The sequence below is a fragment of the Streptococcus sp. HMSC074B11 genome (assembly GCF_001808705.1).
Lineage (GTDB): Bacteria > Bacillota > Bacilli > Lactobacillales > Streptococcaceae > Streptococcus.
Genome location: NZ_KV794274.1, coordinates 37,774 through 59,592 on the forward strand (window position 1 = coordinate 37,774; position 21,819 = coordinate 59,592).

At 39.3% G+C, this 21,819-nt stretch carries 19 protein-coding genes; 3 read left to right on the forward strand and 16 right to left on the reverse strand.

What is annotated here, in order from left to right; all coding sequences use genetic code 11:
• Window positions 1–39: 39 nt before the first annotated feature.
• From recG to HMPREF2619_RS07040, 13 genes are all read right to left on the reverse strand, one after another.
• Window positions 40–2,055 (reverse strand): ATP-dependent DNA helicase RecG, encoded by a 2,016-nt coding sequence (recG, locus tag HMPREF2619_RS06975; protein ID WP_070460329.1) that lies wholly within the window; start codon window positions 2,053–2,055, stop codon window positions 40–42.
• 24 nt (window positions 2,056–2,079) lie between these two features.
• Window positions 2,080–3,183: an alanine racemase gene (alr, locus tag HMPREF2619_RS06980; RefSeq protein WP_070460331.1), complete on the reverse strand. Its 1,104-nt coding sequence runs from the start codon at window positions 3,181–3,183 to the stop codon at window positions 2,080–2,082.
• Window positions 3,173–3,535, reverse strand: a complete 363-nt coding sequence (acpS, locus tag HMPREF2619_RS06985) for a holo-ACP synthase (protein ID WP_070460376.1) — start codon at window positions 3,533–3,535, stop codon at window positions 3,173–3,175. The genes alr and acpS overlap by 11 nt, the downstream gene beginning before the upstream one ends.
• 45 nt (window positions 3,536–3,580) lie before the next feature.
• Window positions 3,581–4,612, reverse strand: coding sequence for a 3-deoxy-7-phosphoheptulonate synthase (locus HMPREF2619_RS06990; protein ID WP_070460333.1), 1,032 nt, complete (start codon window positions 4,610–4,612; stop codon window positions 3,581–3,583).
• 1 nt (window position 4,613) lies between these two features.
• Entirely contained in the window at window positions 4,614–5,645 is a 1,032-nt protein-coding gene (locus HMPREF2619_RS06995) for a 3-deoxy-7-phosphoheptulonate synthase (protein ID WP_000232201.1), read from the reverse strand.
• A gap of 81 nt (window positions 5,646–5,726) precedes the next feature.
• Complete coding sequence (gene secA, locus HMPREF2619_RS07000) at window positions 5,727–8,240, reverse strand: preprotein translocase subunit SecA (RefSeq protein ID WP_070460335.1); 2,514 nt, start codon at window positions 8,238–8,240, stop codon at window positions 5,727–5,729.
• A gap of 674 nt (window positions 8,241–8,914) precedes the next feature.
• Window positions 8,915–9,508 carry a LemA family protein gene (locus tag HMPREF2619_RS07010; RefSeq protein WP_000790850.1) on the reverse strand — a complete coding sequence of 198 codons (594 nt, stop codon included), beginning with the start codon at window positions 9,506–9,508 and terminating at the stop codon, window positions 8,915–8,917.
• A gap of 38 nt (window positions 9,509–9,546) precedes the next feature.
• Window positions 9,547–10,386, reverse strand: a complete 840-nt coding sequence (locus HMPREF2619_RS07015) for a TPM domain-containing protein (RefSeq protein ID WP_070460339.1) — start codon at window positions 10,384–10,386, stop codon at window positions 9,547–9,549.
• 650 nt (window positions 10,387–11,036) lie between these two features.
• Window positions 11,037–11,315 carry a DUF5960 family protein gene (locus HMPREF2619_RS07020; protein ID WP_070460341.1) on the reverse strand — a complete coding sequence of 93 codons (279 nt, stop codon included), beginning with the start codon at window positions 11,313–11,315 and terminating at the stop codon, window positions 11,037–11,039.
• Window positions 11,308–11,670, reverse strand: a complete 363-nt coding sequence (locus HMPREF2619_RS07025) for a hypothetical protein (RefSeq protein WP_070460343.1) — start codon at window positions 11,668–11,670, stop codon at window positions 11,308–11,310. The genes HMPREF2619_RS07020 and HMPREF2619_RS07025 overlap by 8 nt, the downstream gene beginning before the upstream one ends.
• Window positions 11,667–13,082 (reverse strand): Y-family DNA polymerase, encoded by a 1,416-nt coding sequence (locus HMPREF2619_RS07030; protein ID WP_070460346.1) that lies wholly within the window; start codon window positions 13,080–13,082, stop codon window positions 11,667–11,669. The genes HMPREF2619_RS07025 and HMPREF2619_RS07030 overlap by 4 nt, the downstream gene beginning before the upstream one ends.
• 3 nt (window positions 13,083–13,085) lie before the next feature.
• Window positions 13,086–13,772 carry a helix-turn-helix domain-containing protein gene (locus tag HMPREF2619_RS07035; RefSeq protein WP_070460348.1) on the reverse strand — a complete coding sequence of 229 codons (687 nt, stop codon included), beginning with the start codon at window positions 13,770–13,772 and terminating at the stop codon, window positions 13,086–13,088.
• A gap of 399 nt (window positions 13,773–14,171) precedes the next feature.
• The gene (locus HMPREF2619_RS07040; protein ID WP_049496066.1) at window positions 14,172–14,501 is read right to left on the reverse strand and encodes a winged helix-turn-helix transcriptional regulator; all 330 of its coding nucleotides are present in this window, start codon (window positions 14,499–14,501) and stop codon (window positions 14,172–14,174) included.
• Window positions 14,502–14,769: 268 nt separating this feature from the next.
• On the opposite strand from HMPREF2619_RS07040, the gene HMPREF2619_RS07050 reads away from it, so the two are divergent.
• The gene (locus tag HMPREF2619_RS07050; RefSeq protein WP_070460350.1) at window positions 14,770–16,140 is read left to right on the forward strand and encodes a DHA2 family efflux MFS transporter permease subunit; all 1,371 of its coding nucleotides are present in this window, start codon (window positions 14,770–14,772) and stop codon (window positions 16,138–16,140) included.
• A gap of 124 nt (window positions 16,141–16,264) precedes the next feature.
• Here the strand turns inward: HMPREF2619_RS07050 and HMPREF2619_RS07055 are convergent, their stop codons facing one another.
• The 3 genes from HMPREF2619_RS07055 to HMPREF2619_RS07065 form a co-directional block, all read right to left on the reverse strand.
• Window positions 16,265–16,840, reverse strand: coding sequence for a DUF6287 domain-containing protein (locus HMPREF2619_RS07055; RefSeq protein WP_070460352.1), 576 nt, complete (start codon window positions 16,838–16,840; stop codon window positions 16,265–16,267).
• 522 nt (window positions 16,841–17,362) lie between these two features.
• Window positions 17,363–18,310, reverse strand: a complete 948-nt coding sequence (locus HMPREF2619_RS07060) for an AEC family transporter (RefSeq protein ID WP_070460354.1) — start codon at window positions 18,308–18,310, stop codon at window positions 17,363–17,365.
• Window positions 18,311–18,387: 77 nt separating this feature from the next.
• Window positions 18,388–20,013 carry a malolactic enzyme gene (locus HMPREF2619_RS07065; protein WP_070460356.1) on the reverse strand — a complete coding sequence of 542 codons (1,626 nt, stop codon included), beginning with the start codon at window positions 20,011–20,013 and terminating at the stop codon, window positions 18,388–18,390.
• A 359-nt stretch (window positions 20,014–20,372) separates the two neighbouring features.
• On the opposite strand from HMPREF2619_RS07065, the gene HMPREF2619_RS07070 reads away from it, so the two are divergent.
• Both HMPREF2619_RS07070 and HMPREF2619_RS07075 read left to right on the forward strand, forming a co-directional pair.
• Window positions 20,373–20,723, forward strand: a complete 351-nt coding sequence (locus tag HMPREF2619_RS07070) for a helix-turn-helix domain-containing protein (RefSeq protein ID WP_070460357.1) — start codon at window positions 20,373–20,375, stop codon at window positions 20,721–20,723.
• Window positions 20,724–20,850: 127 nt separating this feature from the next.
• Entirely contained in the window at window positions 20,851–21,729 is an 879-nt protein-coding gene (locus HMPREF2619_RS07075) for a LysR family transcriptional regulator (RefSeq protein ID WP_070460358.1), read from the forward strand.
• Window positions 21,730–21,819 lie beyond the last annotated feature (90 nt).

A 21,819-nucleotide genomic window follows, 5' to 3' on the forward strand; every position in this document is an offset into this window, starting at 1 on the left:
GGCGACGTTGACGTGGTTTGAAGAGATTTTTGAAGAGAATTAATCTAAATGTTCTTTCTTTTCTAGATTTAGAGCAATCATGTGCCACTCTGGATCCTCTCGCCAATTTGGGAGGGAGCTGATATAGCTAGCTACCTTTCTGGCTTCCTCAAGAATTGGGAAATCTTCAATGATATCAGCCACATGAAACTCTGGTAAACCTGACTGTTTGGTCCCAAAAATTTCACCAGAGCCCCGCATTTTCAAATCTTCTTCTGCAAGGACAAAACCATTGGTCGTTTCCGTCATGATACGCATGCGGTCTTTCCCAGAGTCAGTTTTTGGATTGGCCACTAGAACTGCATAGGACTGCTTGTCTCCACGACCGACACGACCTCTGAGCTGGTGAAGTTGACTAAGTCCGAAACGGTCAGCATCCATGATAATCATGACTGTCGCATTGGGAACATTAACCCCAACTTCGATAACCGTTGTAGAGACCAGGATATCTGTCTTTCTCTCTTTGAAATCCTGCATAATCTGGTCTTTTTCATCACTCTTCATCTTCCCATGTAAGAGAGCAACTTTTGCTTTCCCAGCAAAATGAGTTGTTAACTCCTCTGACAGAGCGATGGCATTTTTAAGGTCCAGAGCTTCAGATTCTTCAATCAAAGGAGAAATAACATAGACTTGGGAGCCTTTCTGAATCTCACCCTCCAACCAAGTCAAGACCTGTGGCAATTGCTCATGCTTGATCCAACGTGTCACAATCGGTTTGCGTCCAGTTGGCATCTGGTCAATAATAGAAACATCCATATCCCCAAAGGCAGTGATGGCTAAGGTCCGTGGTATGGGAGTTGCCGTCATCATGAGGACATCTGGATTTTCACCTTTTTCCCGTAAAATACGCCTTTGCCCTACACCAAAGCGGTGTTGCTCATCGATGATAATCAAGCCGAGTCGGGCATAGTCCACGCCGTCTTGTATAAGAGCATGGGTTCCGATAATCACATCGGCTTCCCCCTTGGCAATGGTTTCCAAAACCGTGCGTTTTTCTGCAGCTTTTAGTGAACCTGTTAGGAGGGCTAGTTTCAAATCTGGAAAGAGACTCTCTAAACTTTCAAAATGCTGCTCTGCAAGGATCTCTGTCGGAACCATTAGAGCTGCCTGATAACCAGCCGTTACAGCCGCGTACATCGCTAGACCCGCAACCACTGTCTTCCCACTACCAACATCTCCTTGTAAGAGTCGATTCATGTGATGGTCCGACTTCATATCTGTTAGAATTTCTTGTAGGCTTTTTTCTTGGGCTTGGGTTAAGGCAAAAGGCAATTTCTCTTTAACGGCATTTAGTTTTTCCTGGGACCAATTCAGGACCAATCCACTTCCATGAATCTTATTTTCGGACTTGAGGGTCTGTAATTGCATTTGGAAATAAAAGAGCTCCTCAAATTTGATTCGACGAAGAGCCTGTTTGTATTCAGCTAAATCCTTAGGAAAATGCATGGCACGAACAGCCTGACAGCGAGACATGAGTTTGTATTTATCGAGCAAGGACTGAGGGATATTTTCCTCTATCAAGAGATCTAGACCCTGGTCAAAGGCGGTTTTAATGACTTTAACAAGGCCTGCTTGACTAACTCCTTGTGCGAGACGATAGACAGGTTGGAGATCATCCTCCACTTGGGCTAAAACCTTCATTCCTGTGAGGCTTGCCTTGGCACGATCCCACTTGCCAAAGACAGCCAAGGTTGCTCCTAGTTCAATCTTGTCAGCTAGGTAGGGTTGGTTGAAGAAATTAACTGCAAAAACAATCTCTCCCTGCTTGAGGCTAAAACGTAGGCGATTACGCTTAAAACCATAATATTGAACACTGGCAGGAGTCACTACCTGACCAGATAAAACAGCCTTTTCACCGTCTTCTAGCTCTAGCACCTGCTTAGTCTTAAAATCTTCATAACGGAAAGGGAAGTAGAGCAAGAGATCTTGCAAGTTTTCAATTCCTAGTTTTGCATATTTCTCTGCTGATTTAGGTCCTACTCCTGGTAAGACATGCAAGGGTTGATGTAAATTCATGCTCTACTCCTTTCCTACTGTTTCTTAATAATATTCTCTTGGAATTCGATCACTGAGGAGACAAACCACCTCATAATTGATGGTTCCTCGGTAAACTGCTACATCTGTTGCAGTAATCTCCTTGTCCCCGTTTGAGCCAATCAAGGTTACCTTGGTACCCAATGGATAAAGCTTAGGCAAACGAATGGTGATTTGGTCCATGGATACACGTCCTACGATGAGGCACAATTGTCCATCCACCAGAACTGAGAAATTCTGCATATCTCGTGTCCAACCATCTGCATAACCTATCGGTACCGTTGCAATGACTTGCTCACCGTTTGCTTGATAAGTTGCTCCGTAACCCATACAAGCCCCAGCTGGGACTGTTTTAACATGAACAATAGCTGACTCCAAAGTTAAGGCTGGTTTTAGTTCATAAGGCAATTCCAAAACTTGTCCACTTGGATTGAGACCATACATGGAATCTCCCATGCGAACAACACTGAAAATAGTTTCTGCATGCCATAGAGTCGTTGCGGAGTTACTAGCATGAACCAATTCTGGTACTTCTTGCAAGCCAGCAAGTATTTCCTTGAAACACTCTAACTGTTCCTTAAAATAGCTATCCGACTCTTCATCAGCAGTTGCAAAGTGTGTAAAGATTCCCTCAACATTTGCTCCATGCTCCTTGAGTAAAGTTTGCGCTTGTGCCGCCTCGCTTGCACTTCTAAAACCAATTCGTCCCATGCCTGAGTCAATTTTAAGGTGAACAGTTAAACCTGATAAGTCTGACTCTGTGGCTATGAGTTTCTGGATCCATTCCAATCCAGCCACTGTCAAGGTAATATCAAAATCCTTAGCCAATGAAAGAGATTCAACCTCAGATACTCCTAAAATAAGAATCTTCTTAGAAATTCCTGCCTGACGAAGCTCGATGGCTTCATCGATATTAGAAACGCAAAAACCATCAACGTCATCCTGGATAGCCGTAGCAACAGCAACCGCTCCATGCCCATAGGCATTGGCTTTCACAACAGCCCATTTGAGAGTTTCTTTGGGAATGTGTGCTCCCATTTGTTGGATATTGTAGCGAATTGCTCCTAGATTGATGAGAGCCTTGGTTGGTCTATGTGGACTAGTTTTCATGATTTTCCTCCAAAATAACACTAGCTGTCACAAACTGATCTGTATGGCTGATTGATAGCCAAACTTTTCCTGAAAACGGGGATTTGCTGAAGTAGGGAGCACCTCTCTCATTGTTCAAGACTTCCAAATCCTGAAAGCCTAGCTTTCCAATACCCGTTCCCATAGCCTTTGAAAAAGCCTCTTTAGCTGACCAACGACCAGCCAAATACTCCATCTGTCTACGACCTTGGAGACTGGCAAAGCGCTCCATTTCCTTGTCTGTCAAGACACGCTGCGCAAAACCTTCTCTTTTTTCAACTGCATTTTGTATAGAAGCTAATTCTTCAATATCGATTCCGTGTCCAACTATCATTTTCATCAAAAGGAGTTGAGATTCCCCCAACTCCATCCTTTTCACTTATTTTGTTAAGGTAGAATAGATTTCTTCTACCAAGGCTACTGTGTTTTCCCATCCTAGACATGGGTCTGTAATAGAACAACCAAAGATTTCTGGTTGATTTTGGCGACCATCTGCCAAGTAAGATTCAATCATGAAACCTCGAACTATCTTCTTGATCTTTTCATTCCAGTCACGGTTGAGCAGAGCCTGACGAACAATTCGAACTTGCTCCATATATTGCTTGCCTGAATTATCATGGTTAGTATCAATCATGATAAAGGGATTTTCAAGCCCCATAGACTCGTAACGGCCGATAGCATCTAAGAGAGTTTCATAGTAGAAGTTTGGTTCATTCTTCCCATATTCATTCATAGCTCCACGAAGGATAACGTGGGCCAGGGGATTACCTGAAGTCTCAACTTCTTGTCCATGGTAAAGAAATGTTTGCTTGTTTTGTGCAGCATAGATGGCATTAAACATAACAGATAGATTTCCTGAGGTTGGATTTTTCATCCCCACTGGTGCATCAATCCCTGAAGCTACAAAACGGTGTTCTTGGTCTTCTACTGAACGCGCACCCACGGCATGGTAGCTCACCAAGTCGTCAACTAAGACAAGATTGGATGGATAAAGCATTTCATCTGCTGTCGTCAATCCAGTTTCTGTAATCACTCGATAATGAAGCTGACGTACAGCCTGCAAACCATTAATCAAACTTGGTGCTTTAGAAGTATCTGGCTGATGAACCAAACCCTTGTAGCCATCTCCATTGGTGCGTGGCTTTGCTGTGTAAACACGCATGACCATGAAAATCTTATCCGCAACTTTCTTCTGCAAGTCTGCCAAACGGCGAGCATACTCAAGAACTGCTTCTTCATTGTCAGACGAACAAGGTCCAATGACCAACAAGATTCGGTCATCCTTTCCTGAAAGGATGTCTGCTAGTTCCTGGTCACGGCTTTCCTTATGTTGCAAGGCTTTTGCAGATAACTGTGTTTCCGCCTTAATCGCTTCAATATCGATTTCTTGACCTTTTTCAATAAATGCCATATTATTCTCCTAGTCTTTGGTAGATTTCGCGCACAAGAGCCTCAGTATTTTCCCATCCTAGACATGGATCGGTGATAGATTTCCCAAAGACCTCTGGTTCATTTTGACGACCGTCTTCTAGATAAGACTCAATCATGAAACCACGAACATATTTTTTAATCTTTTCATTCCAATCGCGGTTAATCAAGGTCTGACGAACGATGCGAATCTGATCCATATACTGCTTGCCTGAGTTATCATGGTTGGTATCAATGATGATAAATGGATTTTCAAGGCCCATCTTTTCATACTGGGCAATAGTATCCATCAAATTATCATAGTAGTAGTTAGGAATGTTTTTCCCGTATTCGTTAAGGGCACCACGGAGAATGGCATGGGATAGAGGATTTCCAGTAGTTTCGACTTCTTTTCCTAGGAAAAGAAAACTCTGCTTGTTTTGCGCTGCATAAATACCGTTGAACATGACATTGAGATTTCCAGACGTTGGATTTTTAAAACCTGTCGCAAAATCTGCTCCACTAGCTACAAAACGGTGTTGTTGGTCTTCAACCGAACGAGCTCCAACTGCCATATAAGAAATCAAATCATCTACCAAAGGAAGGTTCTCTGGGTACAACATTTCATCCGCTGTCGTCATTCCTGTCTCAGAAATAACACGGTAATGCAGGTGACGAACCGCCTTGATCCCATTGATGAGACTAGGTGCTTCTTTGGCATTTGGTTGGTGAATCAAGCCCTTATAACCATCACCATTAGTACGTGGTTTAGCAGTGTAGACGCGCATCACCATAAAAACGCGATCTTTGACTTCTTCTTGCAATTTTGCCAAACGCTTGGCATACTCAAGAACTGCTTCTTCATTGTCAGACGAACACGGACCAATCACCAACAAAATGCGTTGATCTTCACCACGAATAATCGCTTCAAGTTCTTGATCGCGTTGTTGTTTATTGGCAAGTGCTTGTCCTTCTAATTTAGACAAACTACGAACTTCCTCAATATTAATTTTAGGGCTTTTGGCTGTAAATACCATGATTCATCCTCCTTATAAAGCAAACGGACGCCAAGCGAAAATTCACTTTTCACTAGGCATCCGCCTGAAAATTAGTCATTCTTAATGTCGTTTACCGTGACAGTTTTTAAATTTCTTACCAGAACCACATGGGCACAAGTCGTTACGCTTAACTTGGCTAAGATCCAAATCTGCAGGAAGATCAGCCTGTTGCGCAGCGATATTACGAGTAGCGGTCGTACTGATATGACGCTCTGCTTGTGGACGCTCTTGTTCATGAATTTGTGCTTTCATCATCAAACGAGTCACATCAAACTCAATGGAACCAATCATATCATTAAACATACGGAAACCTTCTGCTTGATACTCAACGACAGGGTTATTCTGAGCATAACCACGGAGACCAACAGCATTACGCAACTGATCAAGAGCATCGATATGGTCTGTCCACTTGTTATCTACAACACGTAGGATTAAGACTTTTTGAAATTCTTTAACGGCTTCCTCATCACGAAGCTTAGCAACTTGACTATCGTAGACTTTCAAGGCACGTTGGTAAAGTTCATCTTTGATCGCTTGGTCTGACAAACCTTCTAGGTCTGAAAGTGAAATTGAATCTTCTGGAAGCAAGTTATATCTTGCAAAATTCAAGATAGCTTCTAGTTTTTCATCTTGTTTAGCACGCGCATGATTATCAACAACACGATTAATAGTGCGTTTAATCATTGCATGAATCTCAGGAGCCAAGTCGCGATCAGCAGTGATGACATCGTAACGTTGTGAGTAGATAATCTCACGTTGCTCACGCATGACATCATCGTATTGAAGGACTTGTTTACGTGTGTCATAGTTGTTTCCTTCAACACGTTTTTGTGCTGCTTCAACCTGACGTGTCAACATACGAGATTTGATCGCTTCGTCTGACATATTGAGACGTTCAAAGACTCCCTTCAAGCGCTCTGAACCGAAACGTTTCATCAAATCATCTTCCAGAGAAAGGTAGAATTGTGACTCCCCTGGGTCTCCTTGACGTCCTGAACGTCCACGAAGCTGGTTATCGATACGACGACTTTCATGGCGTTCTGTACCAATAACACAAAGTCCACCAAGTTCACGAACACCTTCACCAAGCTTAATATCAGTACCACGACCGGCCATGTTGGTCGCGATTGTAACTGCACCACGTTGGCCAGCATTCATGATAATTTGAGCTTCTTTGTAGTGGTTCTTAGCATTCAATACTTCGTGAGGAACGCCTGCGGCTACCAATTTTTTAGAAATATAATCACTGGTTTCAACAGCAACAGTACCTACCAAGACTGGTTGGCCTTTTTGGTAGCGAGCTTTTACATCTTCGACAACAGCCTTAAATTTAGCTTCAAGACTAGCAAAAAGTAAATCCGAATGGTCGATACGTTGAACTGGACGGTTTGTCGGGATTGGAATAACACGAATATTATAGATTTCGCGGAATTCTTCTTCCTCTGTCTTACCAGTACCTGTCATCCCTGACAATTTCTTATACATACGGAAAAGGTTTTGATAGGTAATGGAAGCTGAAGTCTTAGTTTCATCTTGAATTGGCACACCTTCTTTAGCTTCAATCGCTTGGTGCAAACCATCAGAATAACGACGACCTTCCATGGTACGACCAGTAAATTGGTCGACAATCAAGATTTCCTGCTCTTCGCTGACCACATAGTCAATATCAAGAATCATGATGTAGTTAGCACGAAGGGCATTATCGATAAAGTGAGTCAAGGCTACATTTTCGATATCGTAGAGATTTTCTAGTTTGAAGTAGCTTTCAGCCTTGTCAATACCAGAATCAGATAGACCAATTGTCTTAGACTGAATATCAATGATGTAGTCATCCTTATCCAAAGACTTCACAAAATGGTCCGCCATATGGTAGAGTTGGCTAGTTTCAACTGCATTGGCTCCTGAAACGATCAAAGGAGTACGAGCTTCGTCAATCAAGATAGAGTCTACCTCATCGACCAAGGCATAGTTAAGCGGACGTTGAACCATATTCTCCGCACGAACGACCATGTTATCACGAAGATAATCGAAACCAATCTCTGAGTTGGTTGAGTATGTGATATCACACTCATAAGCTTCTTTTTTCTCCATTGGAGATTTGGCTGCCAAGTTAATCCCTACTGACAAACCAAGCCATGAGTACAACTCACCCATCTCAGTCGCGTCACGTTCTGATAGATACTCATTGACCGTAACTACGTGTACACCTTTACCTGAAAGGGCGTTAAGGTATACTGGCATAGTCGCTGTCAAGGTTTTCCCCTCACCAGTACGCATCTCAGGAACGTCACCATGGTGAAGAACGATCCCCCCCATAACCTGAACCTTATACGGGAAAAGACCAAGAACACGCTTAGCTCCCTCGCGTACAACAGCAAACGCCTCATACAAAAGTTGGTCAAGAGTCTCACCATTTTGATAGCGTTGTTTGAATTCTTCTGTTTTTGCTTTCAATTGCTCGTCTGTTAACGCAGCCATTTCATCTTCATATCTTAAGACTTTGTCCGCCATCTTTTCCAAGCGACGGAGTTCGCCTTTATCATTTTCGATGATTGTTTTTAGTAAATTTGCCATTTTTTTCCTTACTTTAAATTCTGAATATTTTAGAATGTTCTTTTTATTGTAGCATATTTGCCCAATTTTTTCAAGAAATATTCCGTTTTCCCTTAGGGCAAAAAAGGGCTAATCATCAAGATTAGTTCCTCTTAAAATTCCTACTCCGAGGCTAGTTTTCTTCATTTGTCTTCATTAATGCTTCTAGCTAGTTTATCCATGAAAAAATTGCCATCATTTTCTATTAGGTAAAAGCTTGCCTATTTCTTTCAAGGAAGACTGGATTTCTTCTTTTCCAATCGTAGCTTATTCATAAATTTTAGACAAGCATAGATTTTCCAGTCATTGACTAAGGATAAAAAGACTAAAAGTAGCCATATCATCCATCTAGCAAGATCCCTTGGTTCTTGTAAAATAAAGTTAAATAAGACTAGCGAAAAAAGAGTAAAGGCTAGACTAAACAAAGCCATTAGAGGTAAATAAAGCCAATAAAAATAGTAAAAGACAGAAAAGTACTTACTTCCTGGCTGTATCTTCCCTTGCCAACGAAAAAAGTAAAAGTAGGGTGCCAAAATCAAGAATTTTAATAGTTTTTCCATCTCCTTACCTCTCCAACGCTTTCCTTCTTTTATTATAGCAAAAAGACCTGGAAAGTAGTTTCCAGATCTTGCAATTCTTAGAAATAAACGGCCAGTCTACTGTTTTGATGTAGAAGTACTAAAGTCAACCTTTGGAGCTGTCTTGGCTTCTTCGCTTTCTTTGAAGGTTTCTGCTTCTTTAAAGTTCATCATATTAGCAAAGAGAACAGTTGGGAAGCTTCTCAATTTTTGATTGTAGTCAGTTGCTGCCTGGTTGTAATCCTTGCGGGCTACAAAAATACGATTTTCGCTTCCAGCCAACTCCGTCATGAGTTGTTCCACATTTTGATTGCTCTTAAGCTCAGGATAGTTCTCTGTCAACACAAGCAGGCGTGAAATAGCTGAACTCAACTCACCTTGAGCCTCTTGGTTTTCCTTTGAAGTAACAGAGCCATTCCCAATTTTTGCACGTGCTTCTGCAATCTGGGTGAAGACCTCTGTCTCATGGTTCATTTGTCCCTTTACAGACTCTACCAAATTTCCAATCAAGTCTGAACGACGTTGAAGAGCTGTCGCTACATTTGCTTGAGCTTGTTCTACCTTGGTCTGTTCGGAGACAAGACCGTTATAAGTACCTACAACCGAGCAACCTCCCAGCAAGATAATGGCTAGTAAAATGCTCAATACATAAATGATTCCTTTATTTTTCATATCTAAACCTACTCATTTCTTTAAATTTTATACTGACATTACCAATCATCAGATGAACCTCCACCATCAAAGCCTCCGCCGTCCCAGCCACCAGAAGAATCTGAACCTGAGTCTGACCAAGATGAATCCGAATCGGATGAGTCACTAAACCACCATCCTCCGTCAGAGGAATCTCCTCCTCGGCCACCGCCGCCTCCTCTAATAATGGCTATAAATACGATAATGAAATAAATGATTATCCCTACTCCAAACACATTGTCCATAGGGTCACTGTTCTTACGATGACTAGACGAGCTACTATTTCGACTCGATTTTTTCCCACTGATGCTATCAGAATAACGTTTGATTTTAGAGGATTCATCAGATGGAAATGTTCCACTTCCTCTATAAAACTGATTGTCCAAGCCTTTGGCAATCGCTAGAATTCCTTTACCATAGTCACCAGTTTTGAAATCTGTACGGCTGGCTGCCAAAATCTGCTTGGTTTGATAGTCCGTTATTCTAATGGCGGTGTTATTACTGGTTTCAATTCTCGATTTACGGTCTTGAACAGCTACTACAATGAGACTTCCAAAATTATCTCCTGAATAGCCAATCCTCCAAGCCCTGGCAGTTTCATTAGCCACCGTTTCAATGCTTTCTCCTTCCAGACTATCTACGATATAGACACCTATTTGAAGCTTTTCTGCCTTTTTACTGTTAGCTTCATTCAAATCACGAATTTGAGTGATAGTGTCCTCTGTCAAATAGTGATTTGGATCGTAGATACCATAGTCTGGTTTTTCAGGTACTGTGAATGCTGATAAGAAGAGAAATACCATCAGCAATCCAAGGATACGCGCCAAGAAACTTTTCTTTAACAATCTATATTTTTTCATAATAACCTCCTTGTGCAAGGAAAATTGTTTAGAGAATTATAGCATTTTGATTTTTACAAAGAAAGTACATTTTCATTACAAATCTATGACAAGAACCAAGAAAATGATGTTATTTTGATGACAAATCTGACCCTCTATTCTGCATGAAATGGTCTACATTTCCACCATATTGACTGTAATCGCCAGAAAGAACAAGCACTCAGAACCAATCTTAGATAAATTTTGGATCGGTTGACAAGTCTTATTTCTTGGCATTATCGTTCATAAGATTTGCATTTCTTGATATCCAATAACTCATGACAAAAGAGAGGCTTTGAGAGGGAGGAATTCCTCTGTACTACACCCCAAAAAAATTTAACTTTCGGGGTCTATACATTCTTAAATCTACTAGTCTTTGTATTCTTGTGGAGAAAAATTTCAGATCCATAAAAAATTTTCAGAAATTTTTATTTTACAATATGATAAAAAATATAGTCATCGATATATTTATCTACTGATCAAACATTTTTAACGTTTTTTCCGTTATTCTCAAAAATTTCGAAATCACTTGATGAATTTATGATGTTTTAGCACTCTCTGTTAGGGGTGCTAATTCACTGGATAATTTATTTTCAAAATAAATATAGGCTTCATCTGTCGTAGCGTTCAAATTATCTATTCACATGCTTTTTATAGTGAAAACTTCTACATCCTACGCGACAATCTATCTCAAAATAATAATAATGATCTCTGCCATCCTTGGCATTTTCCTTGTTCAAGACAAAGTAGTCCTTTTGGTTGATAGCCATGGTTCGCAGAATGTCGTCAATCAAGAAAGTCAAGGGTACATTCATGGCAGAGTATTTTTGGAAATCTTCTTCAAAATGAATGTAGTCATCTGAAAAATAGTCCATCTGTAGTTTGTTTTCATATAACTCTTTTCTAGTCATCAACTTCCTCCTGACAAAGTTGGATTGTGAGAATATCATCTACCCTTATTAATCGATAGCCTTCATCCGTTCTAACAGAGATTTCTTGAGGAGATAATTCTCTTACTTCACCCAATATGGTGCTTTTATGATTTTTCTCCTTGACCACAAAAGAGCCTTTTAGTCGTCCGACGTAGAGCTGGGAAAGCAGCAACAACTTCTCAACTGGATTCAAATCAGTCGACAAATCGACACGATTTTTTTCTTCACTGAGTGAACTCGTATGCTCTGACAGAAAAAATCCCATCCACTTCTGCATGCCTGGATCCTGGTAGTCCCTCGCGGATTGGAAGGGCAAATAAGAACGATCAATCATTTGAGTCCATCTAATCCTCCAGCAGAATGCCCTCCGATCAGCTTACTTCTGGCAAGACTTCTCGAGGCATCCTCTAAGGCAGTCGCCTTCAAGAGAGAAGTAAATCCGAATTGCTCTCGAATGGAATCAATGGCAGTCTGGAGCCTTTCTTCTTTTTCTAGCTTGTCTACATCATCAAAAAGGGAAATCAATCCAAAGGATTCGTCCACAAATCCTGAATAACTAACGGCAACACTCCTAACAGCACCAGAAGTGTATTTACTATGGAATAATTTCAATACATAGCTGACCAAAATACTGGTGTTATTGGTCGGCTCAATCTTCATCTGGGTATGGATGGAGCGTTTTTGTTCCTGCTTAGAAAAACCAAGATGAATAGATACCACTGTCGCCTTTTTACTAGCTCTTCGAAGCCTGATAGCCACCTGCTCAGCCATCTCTCGGAGTATAATTTCAATATCTCGCTGTTTGACATAATCTCTCGGTAAAATTTGCGAATTGCCTAGACCATGAGATTTTGGCTTATAGGGTTTATGAACATTACTCTCGTCAATCCCATTGGCATGAAACCATAAGCGAAGTCCAGCTTGACCAAGTTCCTTCTTCAGGTCATCAGGATTGCTATTGGCTAATTCTTTAATCGAATAAATCCCCAGGTTATTCAAGCGCTTCTCCATCCGATGTCCAATCCCCCAAAAGTCGGTCATCTTTGGAATGGACCAGACCTTATCTTCCACATCTTGATAGGACCAGTTGGCCCTCATAGTCGGTGTGTGCTTAGCTTCATTATCCAAGGCTAGCTTAGCAAGCAGAGGATTGGCATTAGACATACCCACCGTCGAGTAAATCCCCGTCTGCCGCCAGATGTCCCTCTGGATACGAGCCGAAAGCATATCCAGCTTATCTTTGCGAGAAATCTGCTGGTCTGGAACAAAATAATTGAGCGAACTAGTCAAATCGATAAAGCCCTCATCAATAGAGTAGGGATAAATATCATCTGGACTGCCATAGTTCTGAAAGATTCCTTGGATTTCCAGATTGACCGCGATATACTTATCCATCCGAGGAGGGACAATGACGGTCACTTGAGCCCAATCCTCGATAAATTTCACATAAGCTGAATCCGTAGGTAGGCCTTGTTTCTTAGCATTGTAGTAGGAAAATTTGCGCGTCTTAATATCAAAAGGCAGGTCATAAGCACGACCTACATTTGCTTTCCCAAAGACCTTTTTAAACATAGGCGAGGAGGCAAGAATAAGCCCAACAGAATTATCCGCCCGACTCATGACACAAAGGGAGGTTTTGAGGGGATGGAGTCCTCTTTCCACACACTCAACACTGGCATAAAAGGACTTCATATCGACAAAGGCAATATCACTTTTGGGCTCTCTGGAATAATCAAAGTAGCCCATAGACTATCCCTCCATGGGTACGAAATTGCCTACGATAATGCCTACAATCCTCGGATCTTCCTCATAGGGGATGAAAATATCCTTGTATTTAGGATTGATAGAAACCAGACGCAAGCCATCCTCTTCTCGATAGACCCGTTTGATATAGGTCTGGTTATTGCAAACCACTGCATAGACAGCACCGTCATAATCAAATCCGGTCTCACGAATCAAAGCCACGGAACCATTTTGATATTTGGGTTCCATGGAATCTCCAGACACCCATGAAGCAAAATCGTGAGCTAGTTCCTCATTAAAGTAAACCGTGTCAAAGTTGCGATCATCATAAACTGAAGCTCCGATCCCAGCTGACATGCGTTCGTAGACATGATACTCGAAAAGTTTTTCTGAAATAAGCGTCACCTTCTTGGCTTGTTCTTCTTGAACCAGGTTGCGAGCATAGACTACCACCTTTTCTTTCCCTTGGCTAGAAAGACTATTATAAAGACGAACAATTTCGATTTGGGTGAAATAGCCTTTTGGTACTTTTAAGATTTTCTCTAGCGGATGAACCTTTTCTTCGGAAGGCTCCTTGACTCCACGTTCCCAAGCTGAATAAGCCTGAAAACTAATCCCAAGCTGCTCTGCAATCTCTTTCTGTGTTAGCTTTAGCTCTTTTCTCCGAGCCTTGAGTTTTTCTGGTTGGTACATATTTTACCTCCTAGTCTGATGCTTTCGTTGCAGGTTGACTTTATTTTTAAAATTCAACCATTTTGGTTTAGTTTTATTATATAAAAAAAGTAGACGAATGTCTACTAGGAATGTTGAGGTATAACGAATATAATTATCTAGTAATACAAAAAAGAACGCCCCCAAAAGTTAGATTTTTTCTATCTAACTTTTGGGGGGCAGTTCAATTTAGATGATTTTTTATTTTTCCTATTTTTACCTATGGTTTTATCCACTACAAAAAATTATAGAGCCCACAAACTCTAGTCACACATTTGAACTAGTGTTTTACATTGCCTTGATTAACAAGGTTACAAAATCTTTCATAATTACATTTTTTATTTATAGAAAAATATTAGTAATAAATTATGCAAATTCAATCTAATCACCATAAGTTTGCTCCCATTTTTTCATTTCTTCAACGATACTTCTTAGGGCAATACCTTTTTTTGTCACTTTATATTCAACCTGTGGAGGCGATGTCGGTAAAACTTTTCTTGATAAAATACCTTCTTTCTCGAAATCATGTAACCGTTGAGCTAATATTCTCGGATTAATACCTTCTACACTACGCAAAAGACTACCATAATGTATATTACCATCAATAATTTCAGATAAAATCTCAAGAGTAAATTTACCTTTTAGTAAATTCAAGACCCTTCTTGCTGGACAAATTGTTTTTTTCAAAGGTTGCATCTTGCAAGTCTCCATTCGTTTCCTCCTTTTTTGATAGTTACTATACTTTTTTTCCCTTCTTGTTTCAGAAATAATTACATGATAAGCTAATTATATCACTTGAAAGTGGAAATTACTATGAATATTATAACTAAGTTTGACCGTATCAAAGATATTCTCTGTCGCGCTGGTGGAAGATACCTTGGTACTGGATATACTCAAGTAAAATATTTTCAGAAAGTTAAATGTATTGCTTTTGATTGATAAATAAAAATTGGTTTGATGAAATAACGGAGGAAGCTTGATGAAAAAAACAAATACAAAAGCGCCAGCTTATCTACTTTTTATTCTTTCGCTAGGATACATTATGGCGGTCCTAGATACAACCGGAGTGGTTCTTGCTGTTCCTCATATCGAAACAGCTATGAGCGTCTCATTAGAGCAATCCATTTGGATTATTAATGCCTATACACTAGCTTTAGGGTCTTTGCTCCTACTTTCAGGAAATTTAACAACAAAATATGGTGCTAAACGAATTTTATTAATTGGAATGACAATTTTTACACTTGCCTCGTTAGGGTGCTCTGTTTCACCAAATATTGAAACATTAATTATAATTAGATTCATTCAAGGTTTCGGTGCTTCTTTGTTCATGCCAAGTTCATTAGCACTTTTATTCATTTCATACCCCGATTCTACTAAAAGAGCACGTATGTTAGGAATCTGGACAGCAATTATTTCTGTTGCAACCGGTACTGGTTCTTTTATTGGTGGACTAATTATTAACTACTTCGGATGGAGGGGTATTTTCTTAGTCAATATTCCATTTGGAATTTTGACAGTAATTTCAATATTACTTCTCGTGAAAAATAATATTGCCAATCTAAAGACCAGAATTGATATCTTTAGTAATATATTTCTGGTTACAACTATCGGAAGTCTAGTTATTTACCTTGTTGAAGGGAATCAATATGGTTATAGTAACTCAAATCTTTTATTGTTTCTTCTCATATTTATATTATTTGCTATTGGTTTAGTAGTCCACGATAAAAAAAGTAAAGCACCTATTGTTCCCCACCAACTATTAAAAAATGCTAAGTTTATTGTCTCTAATCTATTAGGTTTAGTAGTTAACATTTCACTATATGGCATTGTTTTGGTGCTAGGACTCTATTTTCAAACTTATTTAAACCTTTCCTCAATGGTTTCTGGACTCCTCATTCTACCAGGAATGATTGTCTTAATTATTGGTAATTTATTTTACGCACGTGCTGTAAAACGATTTTCCGTGGGAAGCCTCGCTACTGTCTCAATTATTTTTGCCATTGTAGGAGCAGCAGGAATTTTTGGAATTGGAGTTCTTTTTCATGAAATTCAACTATACATCCTAATTCCTTTATTTTCTTTAATGAGTCTAGGTATCGGAGTGTTAACTCCAGCAACTACAACCATTCTTATGGAAGCTGCTGGTCAAGAATTATCTGGAATTGCTGGTGCAACTCTAAACGCTAACAAACAGATTGGTGGACTTTTTGGTACAACAATTATGGGGATTGTAACTACTAATTTATCCCATGATTGGAATATAGTCATCGTTGTCGCATTTTTGGTTAACGTGATAATGTATATTGCTACTTGGTTAATTACCAGTCGTTACCTTTATGGAAAAGAATAAAAAGTAGATGAATGTCTAGTGGGAAAATCAAATTTTAAACTCTACTTACTTCATCTTCATAAAATGATCATGACTCACAAATAAAGAAGAAAACCATCTCAAATTTGATGAGATGGTTAATCATTTAGTCTACTTTATAAAAAACTTGTTCTGAGCTAGTTGGAGCAGCTTGACCAGCAATCAGCCTATTTTTAGTTAAATCAGTATCTAACCCAGGCATAATAAGTCCAGCAGGATAAATACTCATTCCATAGCCTGAGATACCATCTCTAATGCTGAATTCAATCGTTCCATGGCTACCCATGCTCTTTTTTTCAATGTTTCCACTGTTTACTAGTCCATTTTTATCGAATGTAAACTCTTGCCCAAGTCCATTTCTCCAAGTTCCAACTAGAGTAGAGAAATCTCCATTTAGAATGGCTTGCTCATCTATTTTTTGTGATTCAGCATTCGTTTTTTCTTCTTGTCTCGAAGGTTTTTCCTCAGTAGTCGTAACACTATCTTGAGTAGTCGTTGAACTAGTGGTTGTTGTACTAGTCGCTGTCGTACTAGTAGTAGAAACCTGTTCTGTTGTATGAGTATTCACTACTTCTGCATCTTGCTTCTTATGATTAAAGAAGAACATAAAACTTATCAGTACTATAGCAATTAAGCAACTTAACAGAATCAAAATCCAATTGATGCCTTTTCCTATTTTCATTTATAGCTCCTTTCGATTGTTATCACCCTAATTATATCATACTAAACTGATACTAGGAAGAAATTGTATAAGACAAAGACTAGTGGTGTGAATTTTGCTAAAAACCATCAAAAAACACCCCATGTCGCGAACCACGAAGTGTTTCGAAACGTTGATAGTATCGTGTTGATGAACCTTTTGAGGCAACTGACTTTGTCAGGTTGCAGCCACATTTGTAAGCGACTAAAGTCGCAACAACTGTGTCAATTGCACCAATTTAGTATGGAAGCATAAAAAAGAACACCCCGACAGGTGCTCTTTGTAAGTATAGTCATTCTTTCGAAGAACGTTTACTAAATTGTGATGCTTTACAAGCCTTTTCAAGCCTGGTTTGAAAAGTCTGACTTTTAGGACAGCTCAAAAGCGCTTGATAGGAAACGTCCGAAGAGTTCCTGCCGATTTTGATTTCAAGAAATAGGAATAGATGTATCTATAATAGTGCAATTTCTTAACGCAAAACTTTCAATCCTATCCTCTTCCTTCTTATCCTAACAAAGTTTGTAATATTGGAATAACAACGATAAATAGAACCGTACTTAGAGTCACCACATTCGTAGAGAATTCCACATCTCCTTTTCCCTGATTAGCAAGGATCGGAAGAACAGCTAAAGCTGGTGTAGCAGACTGAATCATGAAGGTCTTAAATTCTACTGTCTCCATATTTGGTGCAAAGAACTTCAATACAAGAAGCATGATTAGAGGAGCTAGGATAAAGCGTCCAACTAAAGTGACAATTGTATCTTTATCAAAAGTAATAGTATTCAAGCCTGCCTTTGCAAGAACGATACCAATATAAATCAGAGATAGGGGAGTGACGATATTTCCAACATAGGTTAAGGTATTCGTTGCGAAATCTGGAATAGAGATTCGGAGAATCAAAAATAGCAGAGCCACAAGAAAACCTACAAGCGGAGCTGGTAGCAATTTCTTCCAGTCAAATTTACTTGTCTCCTTGCTTTGACCCGATTTACTGTCACTCGTCATCAAATACACGCCCAATGTCCAGGTGGAAATCGTGTTGGTGATATAGTAAATTAAGAAATATGGAAGAGCCTGATCCCCAAAAAGAGCAACGTTTAAAGGTAAACCAATAAAAATAGTGTTGGCATTCACAAAGGTATTAATCATGGTTCCTCGTCGTCCTGGACGAACCTTGAAAAGCCTAACTGCAATATAAGCTACGATATAGCCCAAGATAAAGGCCACAAATGTATAAAGGAGACCTCCAGAAAGACTGATTAGTTTATCTAGTGTTAGGTATTTCATCACCGACACAAAGATTGACGCTGGCAAGGCTACATTCATGATCAAACGAGATAGGTTAGGTCCAAAGGCATCTCCAAACCATCCCTTCACCTGAAGAATATACCCCAAAACAATAATAGCGATAATCGGAATGATACTCGTAATCGAGGTTAAAAAGAGTGACATAGGTATCCTTTCTAAATTACTTAAGTCCACAGCCCATACAAATCTGTCGCTAGCAAAGGATAGACAGCAGCAACGAATTATTTATACTCTGGATACCACTTCAAATCACGAACTGCTTTGGCCATATCTGTTTCCTTAGCACGCGCAAGACCTTGCTCTTGTGCTTTTTTAGCGACTGCTTCTGCTACTTTAATAGAAACATCTGCTACATACTTGAACGGTGGCAAGACAGGAGCTCCTGGTTGGCCTGGATTGACAATACCACTCAATGAATGAGCTGCTGCTCCAATCATTTCATCAGTCAAAAGACTTGCTTCAGAAGCCAGCATACCTAGACCAAGACCTGGGTAAATCAAGGCATTATTGGCTTGACCAATCACATAGTCGACACCTTTATAAGAAACTGTATCAGCAGGAATTCCTGTTGCGACAAAAGCTTTGCCATCTGACCATTCAATCAAATCTTTGGCACTAGCTTCTGCTAGTTTGGTTGGATTTGACAAAGGGAAAATCATCGGACGTTCTGTATTTTCACACATAGCCTCTACTATTTCTTTAGTGAAGGTATTAGGCTGAGTCGAAGTTCCTACAAGAATGGTTGGCTTCACAGTCTTCACTACTTCAAGCAGGTCAGTCAACTTGTCTGCGTTACTAAAGTCAGCACGTTTCTTAGCAAACGGCTTTTGTTCAGGAGTTAGGTCATCCATGTCATCAAAGAGAAGACCTTGTTTATCAACCATAAAGAAACGTTTATAGGCTTCTTCTTCAGAAAGACCTTCACTCACCATTTCACGAAGAACACGAGCGGCAATTCCTGCGCCCGCAGTACCACCACCATAGCAGAGATAAACTTGATCTGTTAATTTTTCACCACTAATATCTAGTGAACCAAAGATACCACCCAAGGTAACGATTCCTGTACCTTGAATATCATCATTAAAAGTTGGAATTTGTTTCCGGTATTTTTCAAGAATATTGGCAGCATTCGAGCGGCCGAAGTCTTCCCAGTGAAGGTAGAGTTTAGGAAAGAGACGTTCTGCTGTTTGAACAAATTGGTCAATGAAGTCGTAGTAACGATCTCCGCGAACCCGTTCGTGACGATTTCCTAAGTAATTAGGGTTGTTACGAAGTTCTTCACGGTTAGTCCCTGCATCAATAACTAAAGGAAGGACCATAGAAGGATCGATTCCAGCAGCACCCGTGTAGACCATCAATTTCCCAACAGAAATATCGACACCATTTGTTCCCCAGTCACCGATTCCAAGGATTCCTTCTGCATCTGTTACAACAATGAGACGAATCTCGCGATCCCCAGCAGCATTTTTCAAAGTGGCTTCAATATTTTCAGGATGATTGATATCAAGATATCCCGCATATTGGGGATCTACAAAGAGGTCACTATAGCCTTCAATGGTATCTGCAATGGTTGGATCGTATACAATTGGATTAAATTCCTCCAAATGTTGAGAAAAGAGGTAATAGAAAAGAGTCCGGTTGGTATTAAAAATTTCCATTAGGAAAAGACGCTTTTCCAAATCATTGGCTTTCGTTTGCATTTGCGCATAAGTTTGCGCCGCTTGTTCTTCAATCGTTTGAACATACGGTGGCAGTAAACCAATAAGACCTAATTCCTTTCGCTCCTCTATGGTAAAGGCAGTCCCCTTATTCAGGAAAGGGTTGTTTAAAATATCATGTGCAGTCATAGTGCAACCTCCTTTTTACTTCTATTATACCACTTTAAATGAATTGTTCGGAAAACTTTGTTGTTTAAAAAATACGATTATACCCGCATATGTTATAATGAGTCTACGAGAACAATATTCTAATAAGCTCTTTTATACTTAAAACACTATTGTTAATGGCACTTTAAGTTGTTATATTTTATAAAGTTCTGAACTCATAAAACTCTCGATGATCACTCTTTACTAAAAGTTTCGAGTAAAAGAAACTAATCATACAAATTGGCAATCCGAATTAAAATAAATATTATATAAGTTTGTTATACAATACTTTGTATTTTTTAAGATGTTTTTTTGTCATACAAAACTTGTATTCTATTTATATGACGAATAAAAACTATTTACAACAATATATTTCCCAAAAAGTGAAATATTTTCGAACACAGAAAAAAATGAGCCAGGAAGAACTTTCGGAACAAGCAGGACTTGGACTTAAGTATATCAATCAACTTGAAAACCAAAATGTGAATCTGACCATTCACAGTCTTGAAAAAGTGATTATCGCCCTAGAGATGACCCCAGAGGAATTTTTCAATTTTGATAGCCTTGAATCAACCTCTGATAAGACCGACAATCTTTCACTCAAAAGAATCAACATGAAGGTTAAACAACTCCCTATTGATAAACGAGAAAAGATGTTGGTCATTTTTGAAAGTATCTTAGATAACCTTTGATATCCCTGACTCACTTACATTTTAACCGGTGAATACTCGTATAGTCAAATTGTAGGGTACGGATAAAAATTATTTATCTGGTGATTTCCATTTATTTTCCTTCTCCAATTAATGAAAGTGAGCCCATATGAATTTAAAAGATCTACAATATTTTTATGACCTCTGCCAGCTTCAATCCTATACGGAAGTTGCAAAACAACACAAAGTCAGCCAACCATCTATTTCTTATGCCATCAAGCGCTTAGAGGAATCCTTTAACTGCAAATTGATTCACCACGATCCCTCACATCGTTCCTTCAAACTAACTCCTCAAGGACAAATCCTTCTAAAGCATGCAAAAAAGATCTTACCTGAGGTTATTTCTACTCGCAAAGAAATCAATCGCTCCTTGGCCCAATACTCTACTGTAGGATTCCCTCCTATTATCATTCAGTATCTCTTTGCTACCTTAAACGAAAAAGATAAATTCGATTTTTTAAAAAAGGTACGCCCTATCCGCGGTGGATCCGTAGAGTTATTAAATCTTCTCCTCAAAGGAGACCTTGATGCAAGCCTACTTGGCTTGATTGAACCACTCAATCATCCTTCAATAGAGACACATGAACTCTTTCATAAAGAACTGTATGTCGTTTTATCTAAGAACCATCCTCTTGCTACTGCTCCTTTCCTCACTTTTGAAGATTTAGTAGATCAATCCTTTATACTTTTAGACGAACACTTTGTTCACCTGAAAGCTTTTGAACTACTTAATCAAAAGCATCAAAACAAGGCAGAAATATTCTTTAAGAGTGACGACATTGTCATCATTAAAGAACTTTTAAAGAAAGGGATTGGCCTTAGTTTACTAGCTGATATCGCACTTTCTGATGAAGATGATGATTTAATAAAAATCCCTCTAATACCGGAGGACCAGATAACATTTACAGTTTATTACGCTTATCTCAAATCAGCTACACTGTCATCAGAAGTAGAAGCCTTATTTAATCTCATTAAATCATATGAATAGAAAAAAACTCTAACTATCAACTACCTGATAGCTAGAGTTTTTTACATTATAGGTATTAGACTAAAGCACGAAGAAATAGGATATGATCGC